This window comes from Aeromonas intestinalis (assembly GCF_054052485.1).
Genome location: NZ_JBSTYK010000005.1, coordinates 163,020 through 178,082, shown reverse-complemented (window position 1 = coordinate 178,082; position 15,063 = coordinate 163,020). Strand labels below are relative to the sequence as shown.

At 65.8% G+C, this 15,063-nt stretch carries 17 protein-coding genes; 15 read left to right on the top strand and 2 right to left on the bottom strand.

Annotation, left to right across the window (positions count from 1 at the left end):
* Positions 1-13: 13 nt before the first annotated feature.
* Positions 14-1,096: a methyltransferase gene (locus ACW5W7_RS08360; RefSeq protein ID WP_456501406.1), complete on the bottom strand. Its 1,083-nt coding sequence runs from the start codon at positions 1,094-1,096 to the stop codon at positions 14-16.
* Between the two features lie 18 nt (positions 1,097-1,114).
* Positions 1,115-1,513, bottom strand: coding sequence for a hypothetical protein (locus tag ACW5W7_RS08355; RefSeq protein WP_349919288.1), 399 nt, complete (start codon positions 1,511-1,513; stop codon positions 1,115-1,117).
* 260 nt (positions 1,514-1,773) lie between these two features.
* On the opposite strand from ACW5W7_RS08355, the gene ACW5W7_RS08350 reads away from it, so the two are divergent.
* Genes ACW5W7_RS08350 through ACW5W7_RS08280 form a run of 15 tightly spaced genes read left to right on the top strand, consistent with a single transcriptional unit; the run spans position 1,774 to position 15,042 of the window.
* On the top strand, positions 1,774-2,496 hold the full coding sequence (locus ACW5W7_RS08350) for a beta-ketoacyl synthase chain length factor (protein ID WP_456501405.1): 723 nt from the start codon (positions 1,774-1,776) through the stop codon (positions 2,494-2,496).
* Positions 2,481-3,239, top strand: a complete 759-nt coding sequence (locus tag ACW5W7_RS08345; RefSeq protein ID WP_434663774.1) for a lysophospholipid acyltransferase family protein — start codon at positions 2,481-2,483, stop codon at positions 3,237-3,239. Before ACW5W7_RS08350 ends, ACW5W7_RS08345 begins: the two co-directional genes overlap by 16 nt.
* 17 nt (positions 3,240-3,256) lie before the next feature.
* On the top strand, positions 3,257-3,511 hold the full coding sequence (locus tag ACW5W7_RS08340; protein WP_349919282.1) for a phosphopantetheine-binding protein: 255 nt from the start codon (positions 3,257-3,259) through the stop codon (positions 3,509-3,511).
* Between the two features lie 24 nt (positions 3,512-3,535).
* A complete protein-coding gene (locus ACW5W7_RS08335) occupies positions 3,536-3,784 on the top strand; it encodes an acyl carrier protein (protein ID WP_349919280.1) in 249 nt (82 codons plus the stop codon).
* 12 nt (positions 3,785-3,796) lie between these two features.
* Positions 3,797-4,363, top strand: coding sequence for a COG4648 family protein (locus ACW5W7_RS08330; protein WP_349919279.1), 567 nt, complete (start codon positions 3,797-3,799; stop codon positions 4,361-4,363).
* Positions 4,360-5,790, top strand: coding sequence for an AMP-binding protein (locus tag ACW5W7_RS08325; RefSeq protein ID WP_456501404.1), 1,431 nt, complete (start codon positions 4,360-4,362; stop codon positions 5,788-5,790). Before ACW5W7_RS08330 ends, ACW5W7_RS08325 begins: the two co-directional genes overlap by 4 nt.
* Entirely contained in the window at positions 5,781-6,131 is a 351-nt protein-coding gene (locus ACW5W7_RS08320; RefSeq protein WP_456501403.1) for a 3-hydroxyacyl-ACP dehydratase FabZ family protein, read from the top strand. The genes ACW5W7_RS08325 and ACW5W7_RS08320 overlap by 10 nt, the downstream gene beginning before the upstream one ends.
* Entirely contained in the window at positions 6,128-7,813 is a 1,686-nt protein-coding gene (locus ACW5W7_RS08315; RefSeq protein ID WP_456501463.1) for a glycosyltransferase family 2 protein, read from the top strand. Before ACW5W7_RS08320 ends, ACW5W7_RS08315 begins: the two co-directional genes overlap by 4 nt.
* Positions 7,803-9,374: an HAL/PAL/TAL family ammonia-lyase gene (locus tag ACW5W7_RS08310; protein WP_456501462.1), complete on the top strand. Its 1,572-nt coding sequence runs from the start codon at positions 7,803-7,805 to the stop codon at positions 9,372-9,374. Before ACW5W7_RS08315 ends, ACW5W7_RS08310 begins: the two co-directional genes overlap by 11 nt.
* Positions 9,364-9,789, top strand: a complete 426-nt coding sequence (locus ACW5W7_RS08305) for an acyl-CoA thioesterase (protein WP_456501402.1) — start codon at positions 9,364-9,366, stop codon at positions 9,787-9,789. Before ACW5W7_RS08310 ends, ACW5W7_RS08305 begins: the two co-directional genes overlap by 11 nt.
* Positions 9,790-9,800: 11 nt before the next feature.
* Positions 9,801-10,427, top strand: a complete 627-nt coding sequence (locus ACW5W7_RS08300; protein WP_456501401.1) for an outer membrane lipoprotein carrier protein LolA — start codon at positions 9,801-9,803, stop codon at positions 10,425-10,427.
* Positions 10,417-12,762, top strand: coding sequence for an MMPL family transporter (locus ACW5W7_RS08295; protein ID WP_456501400.1), 2,346 nt, complete (start codon positions 10,417-10,419; stop codon positions 12,760-12,762). Before ACW5W7_RS08300 ends, ACW5W7_RS08295 begins: the two co-directional genes overlap by 11 nt.
* A gap of 29 nt (positions 12,763-12,791) precedes the next feature.
* Complete coding sequence (locus ACW5W7_RS08290; RefSeq protein WP_456501399.1) at positions 12,792-13,361, top strand: DUF3261 domain-containing protein; 570 nt, start codon at positions 12,792-12,794, stop codon at positions 13,359-13,361.
* Complete coding sequence (locus ACW5W7_RS08285; RefSeq protein ID WP_456501398.1) at positions 13,358-14,596, top strand: beta-ketoacyl-[acyl-carrier-protein] synthase family protein; 1,239 nt, start codon at positions 13,358-13,360, stop codon at positions 14,594-14,596. Before ACW5W7_RS08290 ends, ACW5W7_RS08285 begins: the two co-directional genes overlap by 4 nt.
* Positions 14,593-15,042, top strand: coding sequence for an ApeP family dehydratase (locus ACW5W7_RS08280; RefSeq protein WP_456501397.1), 450 nt, complete (start codon positions 14,593-14,595; stop codon positions 15,040-15,042). Before ACW5W7_RS08285 ends, ACW5W7_RS08280 begins: the two co-directional genes overlap by 4 nt.
* The last annotated feature ends 21 nt before the right edge of the window (positions 15,043-15,063 follow it).

Genomic DNA, 15,063 nt, shown 5'->3' with positions numbered 1-15,063 from the left:
TATGGATGGGCCATTATGACCGTTCGGGCAAAGGTTGGGCAACCAGCAGGGTATGGCCAGGACCCGGGATCTCGTGCTCGGCCTCCACATGGAAACCGGCCTCACGCAGGCACTGATACATCTGCTTGGAGTGATAGAAGCGGCTGTTGCCATTGGCGATGGCGGTGAAGTAGAGGGAGGTAGCGTTGAGACTGAAGCTCGCCGCCTCGAAGCTCTGCCGGTCCCAGAACAGCTCCAGGATGCAGACTCTGGCCCCCGGTTTCATGTGCCGACGAATGCGCTTGAGGATGGCGACGATCTGCTCGTGACTGAAACAGTCGAGGAACTGGCTCATCCACCAGATGTCCGCCTCCCCCGGCAGATGGCCGTCGGCTTCCAGCATGTTGACACCGTGACCACGCACCCGCTCCGTCAGTTTGGCTGCGTCAATTCTGGGCTGTGCCAGGGCGATTTGCTCGGGCAGATCCAGGATGGTGACTTGCAGCGCGGGATCCCGGGTCGCACAGGAGATGGCCCACTTGCCGGTGTTGCCACCCACATCATATAGGCTGCGAGGCTCATAACTCAGCACATGATCCTGCGCCTGCTGGAAAGCCCAGTCGGAGTAGAAGTGATCGAAGGCAAACCAGCTGGCGCGGGCGGGCTCCGGCAGCTTATCCAGGTGAGGGTAGATGGTCTCCCAGTCCGGGTTGAAGACCTTGAGCCCCTCCGGCTTGCCCTCGCGAATGGCATCGAGCAGGTGAGCCAGCGGCTGGTAACAGACGTGCTGGGTAAAATCCATGTTGACCCGGGTCATGGGGTCGTTTTGCAGATAGGCGCCAACCTTGCCGAGTACATAGCACTCCCCGGCCAGATGGCAGACGCCGCCACCGAGTCCCATGTCCAGCAGCACCGACACCGCGTACTCGCTGAGCTCGCAATGTTGGGCTATCTCGGCCGTGGTGGCGCCGCTCTTGCCCCGGCTCTCCAGGTAGGCGAGCACGCCGGTCTCACGCAGACACCAGCTTGCCTGGAACAACATGGGGGCGAAGGCGATGCGCTGGGCCTGACTGATGGCCTCCAGGGCGTTATATGGCTCGCTCTGATAGTGTTTCAATGACGGCTCCGTCCCTGATCAATGGGTGCTGGTATTGGTACGAGCCAGTTCGATCTGGATGGCCTGATTCAACCCGAGGATCCAGCGATTATAGCTGCGATGGATGGCGCCTTTGCCGTCGTCATCCAGATTCACACTGCTGACATAATTGATGGAATAATCATGGGTGCTATATGGAATATTGATCACGGCCTGATGCTGGCGCACATTCAGTTGACCACGAATAAGCCCTGGTTGCTCTTTCTTCATGACCCAGCCCTTGCTGATACCGCCGTTGACGATGGCATTGGCAACCTGCTCCTCGCTGAGATTGAACGTTACCTGATTGGCAGGAAGATTCTGTATTGGCTTGCTGGTGGAGCAGGCGGCAAGCAGGAGTGCACCGAGAACCAGGCCCGATTTTGTGATCAAATTCATTATTATTTCCCCGATATATTTTTATGAAACAGAGTAATGAGACACCATTGCTTGGTTATTTTCAATAGAATATGAGTTGTTCCCGCCAGAGCGATGTTTGGCTGTCTATTATTTCTGATAAATAATGATATGATGTCGCAATAAATAATAACCCCGATGGGTTGGTTATTAATTGATCGCGTTTTGCTCATTCCTGTATTGAGAAAAACAATTATTATTCTTGTCACCCCTCGCACCGCAAAGGATTGAACGCCGCCATCATGCTCTCATTCTCACTCCTTGATGCGCAGGCGCTATCCTCTGGACTGGAGCACGCCACTGGCTGGCAACAGTGGGCCACGGGGGCAGAGTGGCCCGCGGCGGTGCAATCCGTGCCAGCGACCCCCCTGATCCCCATGATGATGGCGCGCCGCCTCAGCATCGGCGCCCGGCTCGCGGTGCAACTGGGTCTGGACATGCTGGCCCGCCACCCCGTCGACAGCGCCATCTTCGTCAGCCGCCACGGCGAGCTGGCACGCTCCATGACGCTGCTGCAGGGGTTGGCCGCCGCCAAGCCGCTCTCTCCCACGGATTTTTCCATGTCGGTGCACAACACGGCGGCCGGGCTCTGCTCCATTCAGGGCAAGGCGGCGCTGCCCATCAGCTCCATCTCTGCCGGAGAAGGGAGCCTGATGGCGGGGCTGGCCGAGGCCGCAGCCAACCTCCATGCGGGGTATCGGCGGGTGCTGCTGGTGCTGTTCGAAGGGGAGATCCCGCAGTTTCATCAATCCTGGCTCCCCCAGACCCCGCCCTACGGGGTGGCGCTGCTGCTGGGCCCGGCGCAGGAGGCTGCCGGCGAGCGCTGGGACTGCGAAGGACAGTGCGACGCCAGTCAGCCCTCCGCGCTGGCCCAACCCCTGGCATTCTGGCGCGCGCATCTGCTGGGACAGCAGACATGCGTGCTCGGTGACGGACGCAGGGAGTGGTCATGGCGGCGGGGCTGAACCGGCTCTGGCGGCTGCTTGGCACCGCGCTTGGCTTCACCCTGTTTGGGCTGGGGGGGCTGCTGCTCAGCCTCTGCTGGTTTCCGCTGCTGGCGCTCTGCCTGCGGGGAGAGCGGCGTCGGATCCTGGCACAGGCCAGCATCAAGCAGAGTTTTCGGTTGTTCATGGCCCTGCTCAAGGGGCTGGGGGTGCTGGATTATCGCGTCATCGGCATGCCGAGGGATCTGCGCAGTGCCCTCATCGTCGCCAATCACCCCAGCCTGCTCGACTATGTGATCCTGGCGGCCGAACTGCCGGTGTGCGACTGCATCGTCAAGCGAGCTTTGTGGCATAATATTTTTCTCGGTGGCGTGGTGCGTGCCGCCGACTACATTCCCAACGGGGAGGCGGAACAGCTGCTACCGCGTTGCATCGAACGGGTGCGTCGGGGTGGTCTATTGCTGATCTTTCCGGAAGGCACCCGCACCACGCCGGGGGAGCCTATCCGCCTGCAGCGAGGTGCCGCCCAGCTTGCCTTGCGTGGTCAGGTGACTCTGCAGCCCGTACGCATTCATTGCAGCGAGCGCTTTCTCACCAAGCAGGACAAATGGTTCCAGACCCCGAAACGCAAGCCTGTTTTCACGCTGGAGTTCTTGCCGCAGATAGAGACCCGTGAAGGGGTCGCTGACGCGCAGCACAGCGGCCTGGCCGCCCGCCAGTTAACCCGGTTACTTACCCGGGTCCTGCAACCCGGGACCCCATGACAGCCTATGGAAGAGCAATGCAAGATCTGCAACAAGAGATAAAACAACTCATCATCGACAGCCTCAACCTGGAAGGGCTGACCCCGGACGATATCGATGCCCAGGCGCCGCTGTTTGGTGACGGTCTGGGGCTGGACTCCATCGATGCGCTGGAGCTGGGGCTGGCCATCAAGGGACGCTATGGCATCGTCCTCTCCGCCGATGACGAGAATACCCGTCGTCACTTCGCCAGCGTCGAGGCCCTGGTGGCCCTGATCCAGTCCCAGGCTTGAGCCACCTTCTTTGGAGATATCCCGATGAACAGAGACGAGATTTTTGCCAAGGTGAAGGCAACCCTGGTGGAGTTGTTTGAAGTGGATGAAGCGGCCGTCACGCCAGAGGCTCAGCTCTATCAGGATCTGGAACTCGACAGCATCGACGCCATCGATCTGGTGGTTCACCTGCAAAAACTGACCGGCAAGAAGATCAAGCCCGAAGAGTTCAAGTCGGTGCGCAGCGTCGCCGATGTGGTCGAGGCGGTCGAACGCCTGATGAACCCTGCCTGATAGCTTGTTGCCATGATGCGCCTGCTCTCCTTGCTGGCAGGGACCCTGCTGCTGGCTTATCCCCTTGCCGTCTATCGGGGGCTGACCCATTGGGGCAGTTCCGCCCTGCTCGGCATCCTGCTGGTGACCTTCGCCCTGCGACTGCTGCCCGGGCTCTCCCCCGTGCGGGAGTGGCTGCTGCTTGGTCGCCTGCTGGCCTGTGTCGGTCTGGTACTGACGGCCTTGAGTGCCCTCTTCTCGGCCCAGCACTGGCTGCTCTACTACCCCATTGCGGTCTCGCTGGCCCTGCTCGGCCTGTTTGGCTGGAGCCTGACCCAGCCCATGAGTCTGGTGGAGCGGCTCGCCCGATTGCAGGATCCCGATCTGCCGCCAGCCGGGGTGCGCTACACCCGTACCGTGACCAAGGTGTGGTGCGGCTTCTTCGTGCTCAACGGCTCTCTGGCTGCCGCCACCGTCTGGTACGGGGATCTCGCCATCTGGAGCCTCTATAACGGCCTCGTCAGCTATCTGCTGATGGGACTGCTGATGGGGGGGGAGTATCTGGTGCGCCTGCGGGTCAAGCGGAGCTTCGCCTCATGACCGGTCAGGGGAGCCTGCTCGCCGCCATCTGGGGACGAGGGGATGACGAACCGGTGGCCTTCGGGCCACAAGGCGAGGTGCGCTTTGGCGAGCTGCGCCAGGGAACCGAAGCGCTGGCCCGGCGGCTCGCCGCTCTGCCAGCCCGGCGCTGGGCGCTCTGCTTCGAAGACAGCCTGCTGTTTGCCCAGGCGCTGCTCGCCTGTGCCCTGACCGGGCGAGAGGCCATACTGCCCGGCCATCAGCGCCCGGCGGCCCTGGCGGAGCTGGGTCACGGCTTCGATGCAGTGTTGACCGACAGCCAGACGCTGGGGGAGGGCAGCACGATTCCCTGGTTGCAACTGCCCCTCTCACGGGAGGATGAGCAACCCGCTGTCCCCTGGCCCGCCCCCCTGGCCTTGCAACTGACCCTGTTCACTTCGGGCTCCACCGGCGAACCCAAGGCGATCCCCAAGGCGTGGCACCAGCTGGACGCCGAACTGCGGGTGCTGATCGCACTCTGGAGCGAACCACTGCGCGGGGCGCGCCTGCTGGCGAGCGTCTCCCACCAGCACATCTATGGCCTGCTGTTTCGCATTCTGCTGCCCCTGGTCCTGCGCATTCCCTTCGCTCGCACCCTGACCCTCTACCCGGAGCAGCTGAACAGCCAGCGAGGCCGCTGGGCGCTGATCGCTTCCCCGGCCTTTCTGAGTCGCCTCGATCCCGCCCTGCCGGCCGTTGGCTGCGCTCTGGTGGTCTCCTCCGGCGGGCCGCTGGCGCTGGCGGATGCGACCCGCACGCAGGCGCTGCTGGGACAACTGCCCGTGGAGGTCTTTGGCAGCAGCGAGACCGGCGGCATCGCCTGGCGTCAGAGCGTGCAGCCAGAGACTCCCTGGCAACCCATGCCAGGCATTCGCGTGGCGCCCGGAGCCGGGGATTGCCTGCTGCTTCACTCCCCCTATCTGCCGGACGATGAGCCGCTGCTTTGTGCCGATCGCATCCGATTGTGCGAGTCCGGCTTTCACCTGCTGGGGCGTGGGGATCGGGTGGTCAAAATTGAAGAAAAACGGGTCTCCCTCGACGAGGTGGAGGCGCGCCTGCAGGCCCAGCCCTGGGTGCAGCAGGCGGCGGTGTTGCCGTTGACGCAGGCGGGCCGGCAGCAGCTCGGCGCCGTGCTGGTATTGACGGAGCAAGGGCTGGAGCAGTGGCAGACGCTGGGGCCCGGCCGTTTCCTCATTGCCCTGCGGGAGCGGCTCAGACCCTGGCTCGAACCGGTCGCCCTGCCGCGCCGGCTGCGTCTGCTGCCGGACTTGCCCCTCAACAGTCAGGGGAAACGCCCCTGGGGGCAGTTGAAAGCGCTATTTGATAAAGATTTTGTTGATGTTCATGCCAAAAAATCTGGTCCTGAGCAGATGAATCACTCACTCATGGGATCCGAACCATGCCAATGACGGGGCTGCCCAGCCTTATCGAGCAGCGATGGCAGGACGATGTCCTGGTGCTGCGCCTGTCCCTCGACCCCGATCTGCCCTGGTTTCGCGGCCACTTCCCGGGAGCGCCCCTGCTGCCCGGCGTGGTACAGGTGCACTGGGTCATGCACTATGGTCGCCAGCTGCCCGGCCTGGTCGGCGAGTTCGGTGGCATGAGCCAGCTGAAGTTCCAGCGCCCGCTGCGCCCCGGTCAGAAGTGCGAGCTGCATCTCTGCTGGCTGGCGGACAAGGGCCAGCTGGTGTTCAGCTACCGGCTCGGGGATGAGGTCGCCAGCAGCGGCCGGGTGAAGCTATGTCCTTGAATCCCTGCCTCATCATCCCCTGCTACAACCATTCGGCCCCCCTGGCCGGCGTGCTGGCGGGGCTCAAATCCCTGGGGTTGCCCTGCCTGCTTGTCGACGATGGCAGCGAGCCCGCCGCCGCCGTCGCGCTGGATGCCCTGGCCGCCACTCACGGCGACTGGGTCAGTCTGCTGCGCCATGACCGGAATCAGGGCAAGGGGGTCGCCGTGACCACAGGGCTCATGGCCGCGAAGGCGCGGGGCTTCAGTCATGGCGTGCAGATAGATGCCGACGGCCAGCACGACCTGTCCGATGTGCCGCGCCTGCTGGCCGAAGCCGCCCGCCAGCCCGATGCCCTCGTCTCGGGACGCCCCATCTATGACGACTCCGTCCCCAAGGGGCGCCTCTATGGCCGTTACATCACCCATGTCTGGGTCTGGATAGAGACCCTCTCGTTCACCATCGCGGACAGCATGTGCGGCTTTCGGGTCTACCCTCTGGCGGCCAGTTGCGCCCTGCTCGATGAGGTGCGCCTTGGCCGGCGCATGGATTTCGACACCGAGGTGATGGTGCGTCTCTACTGGCGCGGGGTGCCCATGCGCTTCGTGCCGACCCGGGTCATCTATCCGGCGGACGGCAGTTCCCACTTTCGGCTCTGGCGGGACAATCTCGACATCTCCTGGATGCACACCCGACTGGTGTGCCGCCTGCTCTGGGATGGATTGTGCAAGCTGCCAGGCCTCCCGGCCCGGCTCTGGCAACAGGGCAGGCGGCACTGGTCGCGCACCCCGGAGCGGGGCTCGCTGCTGGGTCTTCAGATCATGCTGGCCAGCTATCGGCTGCTGGGTCGACGGGGTTTCAAAGCGCTGCTCTACCCGGTCATCGGCTATTTCTGGCTGACCGGCCGCCGCCAGCGGGCGGCCTCCGAGCAATATCTGGCGCGGCTCGAAGCCTTCGCCGCCACGCAGGGCGTGAGCCTGCCCTCCGAGCCTAGGTCCAGCTTTCGCCACTTCCTGCGTTTTGGGGAGGCGGCGCTGGACAAGCTGGCGGGCTGGCGCGGCGACATTCCCCGTGAGGAGATCGAACTGGTGGGGCGCGAGCACCACGAGGCGGCGCTCGCCAGCGGACGCGGCCTGCTGCTGCTCGGCTCCCACCTCGGGGACCTGGAGCTGTGCCGGGCGCTCGGCACCCAGGGGGGGCAGGTGCCCATCAATGCTCTGGTGTTCACCCGCCATGCGGCCCGCTTCAACGCCCTGCTCAAGCAGGTCAATCCGGACTCCGGCATCAACCTCATTCAGGTGCAGGAGATGGGGGCCGACACCGCCATCCTGCTCAAGGAGAAGATAGAGGCGGGGGAGTGGGTGGTGATCGTCGGGGATCGCACCTCGGTGACCCGGGAGAAGCGGGTGGTCTGGGCCGATTTTCTCGGGGCTCCCGCCCCCTTCCCGCTGGGGCCCTTCGCCCTGGCAAGCGTCCTGGCCTGTCCCGTCTACCTGATGTTCGGCCTCAAGGAGCAGGGGCGCTTTCGCGTCCATTTCGAGCCCTTCGCCGAGCGGCTGTCGCTACCCCGCGCCACGCGGGAGGCGGCACTGCGCCACTGGGTGCAGGCCTATGCCGACCGCCTGCAGCACCACTGCCTGCATGCGCCGCTGGACTGGTTCAATTTCTTCGATTTTTGGCAGCTAACCCATGATGAACAGTGATACTCCTTCCCCCCAGGTCACCTTCGGCGCAGACAGGCTCACCATAGAACAGGTGGTGGCCCTGGCCGAGGGGCGTGCCCGTCCCGTTCTCAACCCGGATCCCGCCTTCATGGCCCGGGTGCAGCGCGGTGCCGACTTCCTCGATCGCCTGTTGGCGGAAGAGGGGGTCATCTACGGGGTGACCACGGGGTATGGCGACTCCGTGACCCGGGCCGTGCCGCCCGCCCTGGTGGCCGAGCTGCCCCTGCATCTGACCCGTTTCCACGGCTGTGGCCTCGGCAACGACCTGAGTCTTGAGGCGGGCCGCGCCGTGCTGGCCACGCGCCTCTGCTCCCTGGCGCAGGGGGTCTCCGGGGTCAGTCCGGCCCTCCTGGAGCGGCTCTGCTGGCTGCTGGAGCAGGATCTCATCCCGCGCATTCCGGAGGAGGGGTCGGTCGGCGCCAGCGGCGATCTCACCCCGCTCTCCTACGTGGCCGCCGTGCTGGTGGGGGAGCGGGAACTCTATCGGGACGGCCAGCTCGCCAGTACCGCCGACGTCTATGACGCGCTCGGCGTGACCCCCCTGCGACTGCGCCCGAAAGAGGGGCTGGCCCTGATGAACGGCACCTCGGTCATGACGGCGCTGGCCTGCCTCGCCTACGCCCGCACCGAATACCTGATGAAGCTGGCGACCCGGATCACCGCCCTGGTGAGCGTCGCCATGGAGGGCAATGCCTTCCACTTCGACGAGCGGCTATTCGCGGTCAAGCCCCACCCCGGGATGCAGGAGGTTGCCGCCTGGCTGCGCGCCGATCTGCAAAGCGGTGAGCTGCCGCGCCACAGCGACCGCTTGCAAGACCGCTACTCCCTGCGCTGCGCCCCCCACGTCATCGGCGTGGTGGCCGACAGCCTGCCCTGGTGGCGTCAGCTCATCGAAAACGAACTCAACAGCGCCAACGACAATCCCCTCATCGATGGCGACTTCGAGCACGTGATGCACGGCGGTCACTTCTACGGCGGCCACATCGCCATGGCCATGGACAGCATGAAGACGGCGGTGGCGAACCTCGCCGATCTGCTCGACCGCCAGCTGGCCCAGCTGGTGGATACCAAGTTCAACGGCGGTCTGCCGAGCAACCTCTCCGGCGCCAGCGGCGAGCGGCGCATGATCAACCACGGCTTCAAGGCGGTGCAGATCGGCGTCTCCGCCTGGACCGCAGAGGCCCTCAAATTAACCATGCCCGCCAGCGTTTTCTCCCGCTCCACCGAGTGTCACAACCAGGACAAGGTGAGCATGGGCACCATAGCGGCGCGGGATGCGTTGCGGGTGCTGACCCTGACCGAGCAGGTGGGCGCCGCCTGCCTGCTGGCGGCGGTGCAGGGGGCGGAGCTGCGCCTCGGCTTGCAGCGGTGCGCCCTGGATACCCTGAGCCCGTCCCTGAGAGAGATGGTGCTGGCGGTGCGGGAAGATCACCCGGCCCTGGTGGAAGACAGGCCGCTGGAGCAGGAGCTCAGGGCCCTGATCGTCCGGCTGCAGGCCCGTCATTACGATCTCTACAAGGAGACCTCAGATGCAGAGTGAACCCTGGATGATCAGCCACAGCATAGAGGTGGAGATCCCGTTCCACGACGTGGACATGATGAGGGTGGCCTGGCATGGCCACTATGTACGCTACATCGAGCTGGCCCGCTGCGCCCTGCTCGAGCAGATCGACTACAACTACCCGCAGATGGAGGCGTCCGGTTATCACTGGCCCATCATCGATCTGCGCCTCAAGTACATGGCCCCCCTGCGTTTTGGCCAGAAGGTACGGGTCGAGGCGCGGCTGTGCGAATACCAGAACCGCCTCAAGATCGAGTACCAGCTGTTCGATGTGGCAAGCGGCGTGCGCACCAGCAAGGGCTACAGCATCCAGGTGGCGGTGAACAAGGAGAGCGGCGAGATGTGCCTCGCCTCCCCGCGGGTCCTGCTGGACAAGCTGGGGGTGACGGAGTGAGGGCTCGCTGGATGCAGGGCGTGCGAGGCGGGCTCTGGGCCTGTCTGCTGCTGTTGACGGGGATGGCGCAGGCCGCTTCCATGACCCAGACCTATGTCATGACCCAGGCAGAGGTGCGTGAGCTGCTGAGTGCGGAGCCCGCCCAGCGCGCACATTTCGCGCAGGAGAAGCAGGTGGCCGGGCTGGCCCAGCCCCTGAAATCCAGCGGTAAGCTGCTGCTGGTACGGGGGCAGGGGCTCTGGTGGCATCAGCAGCAGCCCTTCGAACTGGCACTGAGCCTGACTGACCAACGCATGAGCCAGCAGGTCGGTCAGGGACCGGTCCAGGTGATCGACAATCCCCAGTTGCTCGAATTCAGCGGCATGATGCTGGCCTTGTTCGGCTCGGATGAGCAGGAGCTCGCCCGCTATTTCTCCCTCGATTTCCAGTCTGATGAACAGGGCTGGACTCTGGTCCTGACCCCCTTGTCCGCCCCTCTCGACAAGGTCTTTGCCAGTCTCACCCTGAGCGGTGGCCAGCAGCTGGACCGCCTGGTGATCGCCGATCGGCAGGGGGACGAGACCCGCATCCACTTCTCAGACTGGCAGCGGGTGACGCTGCCCCTGTCTGCCGAGGAGCAAGCCCATTTTGTCCCCTGAGCCGCAAGCCGATGCCCGCACGGGGCCTGTGACGGGCTGGCGTGAATCGACCTGGCGCAGGCTCTCCCATGGCTGGCTGCTGCTCAGCCTGCTGGCGCTGGGGCTGCTCGGCTGGCAACTCTCCCACAATCGCATCAACACCAGCCTGATGGATCTGCTGCCCCACGAGGAGCGATCCACGCTGGATCCGGCCCTGCGCGGGGGCTTGCTGCGCCAGCTCGACAAGCAACTGGTCTGGATGCTGAGCCTGCCGGCGGGGCAGGAGGGGCGCGCCGCGGCGCAGGAGTGGGTCCAGGCCCTGGCCGCCCTGCCCGAACTCGGCGCGGTGCGTGGCGCTCAACCCGAGCTGGCCCCGGCCTGGCAACATTTCACCTACGACTATGCCTGGCAGCGCCTCGATGAGCAGAGCCGGGCCCGCCTGGCGGCGGGGTCCGACGGCTGGAGCCAGTGGGTGCTCGGCCAGATCTACAGCCCCTTCGGGGGAGTCTCCCGTACCGAGTGGCAGGCCGACCCCCTGTTGTTGACCCGCGCCGGTGTGCAGGGGCTGGGGGGGAGCGCCATGCGCCTCGATCACGACTGGCTGATGAGCCAGGGTGAGGACGGGCGGCAGTGGTTCATGGTGCGGGCCGAGCTGGATCTGTCGGCCTTCGATCTCTCCCGCAACGCCGACCTGCTCGCCCGCCTCGGGGCGGCGGAGCAGAGCCTCAAGGCCCGCTATCCCGGGCTGGAGTTGCTGCGTCGCGGCACCCTCTTCTATAGCCAGCACGCCAGCCAGCTGGCCCAGGCGGATATCTCCACCATAGGGGTAGGCTCCATGGTCGGGGTCGTGCTGCTGATGTGGCTGGCGTTTCGTTCCCTGCGGGCGATCGCCCTCTCCTTGCTGCCCATCGTCATCGGCCTCGGCTGGGGTGTGCTGGCCGTGCTGCTCTGGTTTGGGGAGGTGCACCTCTTCACCCTGGTCATCAGCACCAGCCTCATCGGCATCGCCATCGACTACGGCATCCACTTCCTGACCGAGCGCCGCCTGCACGGAGGCAGCGAGCGTCCCCACCAGACCCGTGCCAAGCTGCTGCCTAGCCTCTGGATGGCCCTGCTGACCACGCTGGTCGGATACGGGCTGCTCTGGCTGGCCCCCTTCCCAGGGTTGCAGCAGATGGCGCTGTGCGCCCTCGCGGGCCTCCTGGCTGCCCTCATCACAGTGCTCTGTCTGTTCCCGCTCTGGCTGGGGGAGCTGCCTGCTCGTGAGCCCCGCAGCCTGGCGCTGATGGGACGCTGGCTCGACGGGTGGCGTGAGCGCCCCGGCCTGCGCTGGGGTCTGCCGCTGCTCGTGCTGGCGCTGGTCGTGGCGGGGCTCGGTCGGTTGCAGATCGATGACGATATCGCCCGCTTGCAACCCCTGCCCGTCGAGTTGCAGGGGCAGGAGCGGGCGATCCAGCGTCTCACCGGTCAGCAGGGCGGCATGTCGGGTTTTCTGGTGACGGCGGCTGACGGGGAGACAGCGCTGCAGCGGCTGGAGGCCCTGACCGGGCAACTGACACAGGCCAAGGCCGAGGGGAAGCTGACGGGGTTCGTCTCCCTGGCGCAGTGGTTGCCCTCTCTGGCGCAGCAGCGGGCGGATCATGCCGCCCTCACCGCCTTGCAGCCCCAGGTGGTGGCGCGGCTCAACCAGGCCGGGGTACCGGTCAAGGCCGAGCCTCGCCCCTGGCATCCCCTGACCCCGGAGTTCTGGCTGACCAGCCCGGTCAGCGAGGGCAGCCGGTTGCTGTGGCACACCCTGCCGGATGGCCGGGTAGCGCTCTGGCTGCCGGTGCACGGGGTGACGGAGAGCGCCGCCGTGGCGGGGCTGGCCAGCACTGAGAACGGTGTCTTCTGGCAGGATCAGCGCAGCCAGTGGAGCCAGCTGTTCGCCCACTATCGCATCAAGCTGGCCGAGCTGCTGTTTGCGGCCATCGCCCTGGTGGGGTTGCTGCTCTGGTGGCGGCTCGGCTGGCGCAAGAGCGCCCGGATCCTGCTGGTCAACGCACTGGCCCTGGGGGCCGGACTGGCGCTGCTCGCCGCCTGCGGCCAGCCCCTGACCCTGTTCGGGGTGCTGGCGCTCAGCCTCATCTTCGGGATCGGCATCGACTACGGGCTGTTTTTTGCCCACAGCGGCGAAGAGCCAGGGCGTCAGCGCTCGACCCTGTTTGCCATCCTGCTCGCCAATCTGACCACCCAGCTCTCGTTCGGTCTGCTGGCCCTGAGCCACACCCCGGCCATCGCCGGTTTCGGTCTGGTGCTGAGCGGCGGCATCTTCACCGCCTTCCTGCTCTCACCCCTGGTGCTGGAGCGCCGATGAGTCCCCTTTTACAACCCATGGGAGCCACGATGAAGACGTTTCTGCCCCTGCTGTTTGCTCTCCTGCTCGGCGCCTGCGCCAGCCCCCCTGTGCCCGAGAATCGCGCCTACCTGACTCCGGACACCAGCCTGGTGCTGCCGACGCCGCAGCGTGACCAGCCCCTCTATCGCCAGCAACTGCTGAGCACCCACGGCAAGGGCGGGGAGCACCAGCTGCTGACCGTGCTGGAGGCGGATGGCCACAGGCTCACCTTGGTGGGGCTGGCCCCGAGCGGGATCCGGCTGTTTCGACTGAGTTATGATGGCAAGACCATCCACACCGAGCAGCTCTCCAGCCTGCTCGGTGGCGCCGCCCTGCCGCCGGTGGCCCAGGTGCTCGCCGACGTGATGATGAGTTATTGGCCCGTCGCCGCCTGGCACGCACAACTGCCCAAGGGGTGGCAACTGGCGGATGAGGGCATGGTGCGGCGTCTGACCGACCCCGATGGCCGGCTGGTGAGCGAGATCCACTATCGCCTGGTGGCGGGGGAGCGCGAACCGGTGCAGCTCATCCAGCACGCCTTCGATTATCAATTGCAGATGCAGAGGCTGACACCATGAGTCCGAACGCGAACCCCGCACCGTCGGCCGCCCCCTGTCATATCCAGGCCTATGGCCTTGTCTGCGCCCTGGGGGAGGGGAAGGCCGAGGTCGGTGCGGCGCTGGCCGCCTGGCAGCACGCCGGCCTCACTCCGCTGGATGACGAGCGGTGTGCCCTCGGCGATGGCCGGCTCACGCCCGTCGGTCGGGTCGGGGCCACGCTGCCCGCCATCTCCCAGGCGCTATCGGCCTATGATTCTCGCAACAACCGTCTGCTGCTGGCGGCCCTTGCACAGATCCGGCCTGCCCTCGATGCACTGAGGGCCGGACTGGCGCCGGAGCGCATCGCCATCGTGCTCGGCACCAGCACCTCGGGGATCGCCGAGGCGCAGGAGGCGGTAGCCGCCCATCAGGCCGCCGAGCCCCTGCCGGGGGCGTTCGATTACCGTCAGCAGGAGCTGGGCTCGCCGAGCGAATTCCTGGCTCGCCATCTGGCCATCACGGGGCCTGCCTACACCCTCTCCACCGCCTGCTCATCGAGCGCGCGCGCCTTCATCAGCGGGCAGCGCCTGCTGGCCGCGGGGCTCGCGGACATGGTCATCGTCGGCGGGGCGGACAGCCTGTGCGGCCTGACCCTGAACGGTTTCGACAGTCTGGAATCCCTGAGCCTCGAGCGTTGCCGCCCCTTTGGGGCAGAGCGGCGGGGCATCAACATCGGGGAGGGGGCCGCCCTCTTCCTGCTGACCCGGGAGCGGGCCGGGCTCGCCCTGCTCGGGGCCGGCGAATCTTCCGATGCCTGGCATATCTCGGCGCCCCACCCGGAGGGAACGGGGGCCGAGGCCGCGATGCGGATGGCCTTGCAGCAGGGGGGGATGGCGCCCCGGACGCTCGATTACGTCAACCTGCACGGCACTGCGACCCGTCTCAATGACGAGATGGAGAGCAAGGCGCTGGCCCGCTTGTTCGGGGAGGAGGAAACAGTCCTCTGCAGCTCCACCAAGATGCTGACCGGCCACACCCTGGGGGCGGCGGGGGCCATCGAGGCGGCGCTCTGTTGCCTGTTGATGGAGCAGGGGCTGCCGGCGCCCCGGCAGGGGGAGGCGCAGGATCCGGCCCTGACGCCGATCCGGCTGGCGCAGGGAGATCCTGCGTCCAGGCCGCTCACCCGGGTGCTGTCCAACTCCTTTGCCTTCGGCGGCAACAACGTCAGCCTGCTGCTGGGCCTTATCGAACCACACGAAGGGAGTCCATCATGAGTGACATCACCCTGGCAGCACTGCTGCCCCATCAGGCCCCCATGTTGCTGCTGGATCGACTGCTCGAGTATCAGGGCAACCGGGTACGCTGCGAGACCCGGGTCGGTGAGCGTCAGGCGCTGCTGCTCGACGAGCAGGGCAATCTGCCCGCCTGGGTCGGCCTGGAGCTGATGGCCCAGACCATCGCCGCCTGGGCGGGGATGCGGGGGCGGGAGCGCGGGGAGCCGGTGCGCATCGGCATGTTGCTCGGCAGTCGTCAGTATCAGTGCCCGCTGGCCCGGTTTGCCGCCGGTGAATGCCTCGTCATCGAGGCGGAGTGCCTGCTGGAAGATAACGGCATGGCCAGTTTCGAGTGCCGGATCGGAAATGGGGAGCAACGCTACGCCGAGGCGAGGCTCAGCACCTATCTGCCGAGTGAGGCGGAGCTGAAGGCGCTGCTTGGTTGATGTTTCTCTGATCGCTTTCGC

Excerpts from the sequence above, each read along its gene's own strand:
- ACW5W7_RS08335 (WP_349919280.1), top strand. The coding sequence starts at position 3,536 with ATGAACAGAGACGAGATTTTTGCCAAGGTGAAGGCAACCCTGGTGGAG.
- ACW5W7_RS08330 (WP_349919279.1), top strand. The coding sequence starts at position 3,797 with ATGATGCGCCTGCTCTCCTTGCTGGCAGGGACCCTGCTGCTGGCTTAT.
- ACW5W7_RS08345 (WP_434663774.1), top strand. The coding sequence starts at position 2,481 with ATGGCGGCGGGGCTGAACCGGCTCTGGCGGCTGCTTGGCACCGCGCTT.
- ACW5W7_RS08290 (WP_456501399.1), top strand. The coding sequence starts at position 12,792 with ATGAAGACGTTTCTGCCCCTGCTGTTTGCTCTCCTGCTCGGCGCCTGC.
- ACW5W7_RS08280 (WP_456501397.1), top strand. The coding sequence starts at position 14,593 with ATGAGTGACATCACCCTGGCAGCACTGCTGCCCCATCAGGCCCCCATG.
- ACW5W7_RS08320 (WP_456501403.1), top strand. The coding sequence starts at position 5,781 with ATGCCAATGACGGGGCTGCCCAGCCTTATCGAGCAGCGATGGCAGGAC.
- ACW5W7_RS08285 (WP_456501398.1), top strand. The coding sequence starts at position 13,358 with ATGAGTCCGAACGCGAACCCCGCACCGTCGGCCGCCCCCTGTCATATC.
- ACW5W7_RS08300 (WP_456501401.1), top strand. The coding sequence starts at position 9,801 with ATGCAGGGCGTGCGAGGCGGGCTCTGGGCCTGTCTGCTGCTGTTGACG.
- ACW5W7_RS08350 (WP_456501405.1), top strand. The coding sequence starts at position 1,774 with ATGCTCTCATTCTCACTCCTTGATGCGCAGGCGCTATCCTCTGGACTG.
- ACW5W7_RS08355 (WP_349919288.1), bottom strand. The coding sequence starts at position 1,513 with ATGAATTTGATCACAAAATCGGGCCTGGTTCTCGGTGCACTCCTGCTT.
- ACW5W7_RS08305 (WP_456501402.1), top strand. The coding sequence starts at position 9,364 with ATGCAGAGTGAACCCTGGATGATCAGCCACAGCATAGAGGTGGAGATC.
- ACW5W7_RS08325 (WP_456501404.1), top strand. The coding sequence starts at position 4,360 with ATGACCGGTCAGGGGAGCCTGCTCGCCGCCATCTGGGGACGAGGGGAT.
- ACW5W7_RS08310 (WP_456501462.1), top strand. The coding sequence starts at position 7,803 with ATGAACAGTGATACTCCTTCCCCCCAGGTCACCTTCGGCGCAGACAGG.
- ACW5W7_RS08340 (WP_349919282.1), top strand. The coding sequence starts at position 3,257 with ATGCAAGATCTGCAACAAGAGATAAAACAACTCATCATCGACAGCCTC.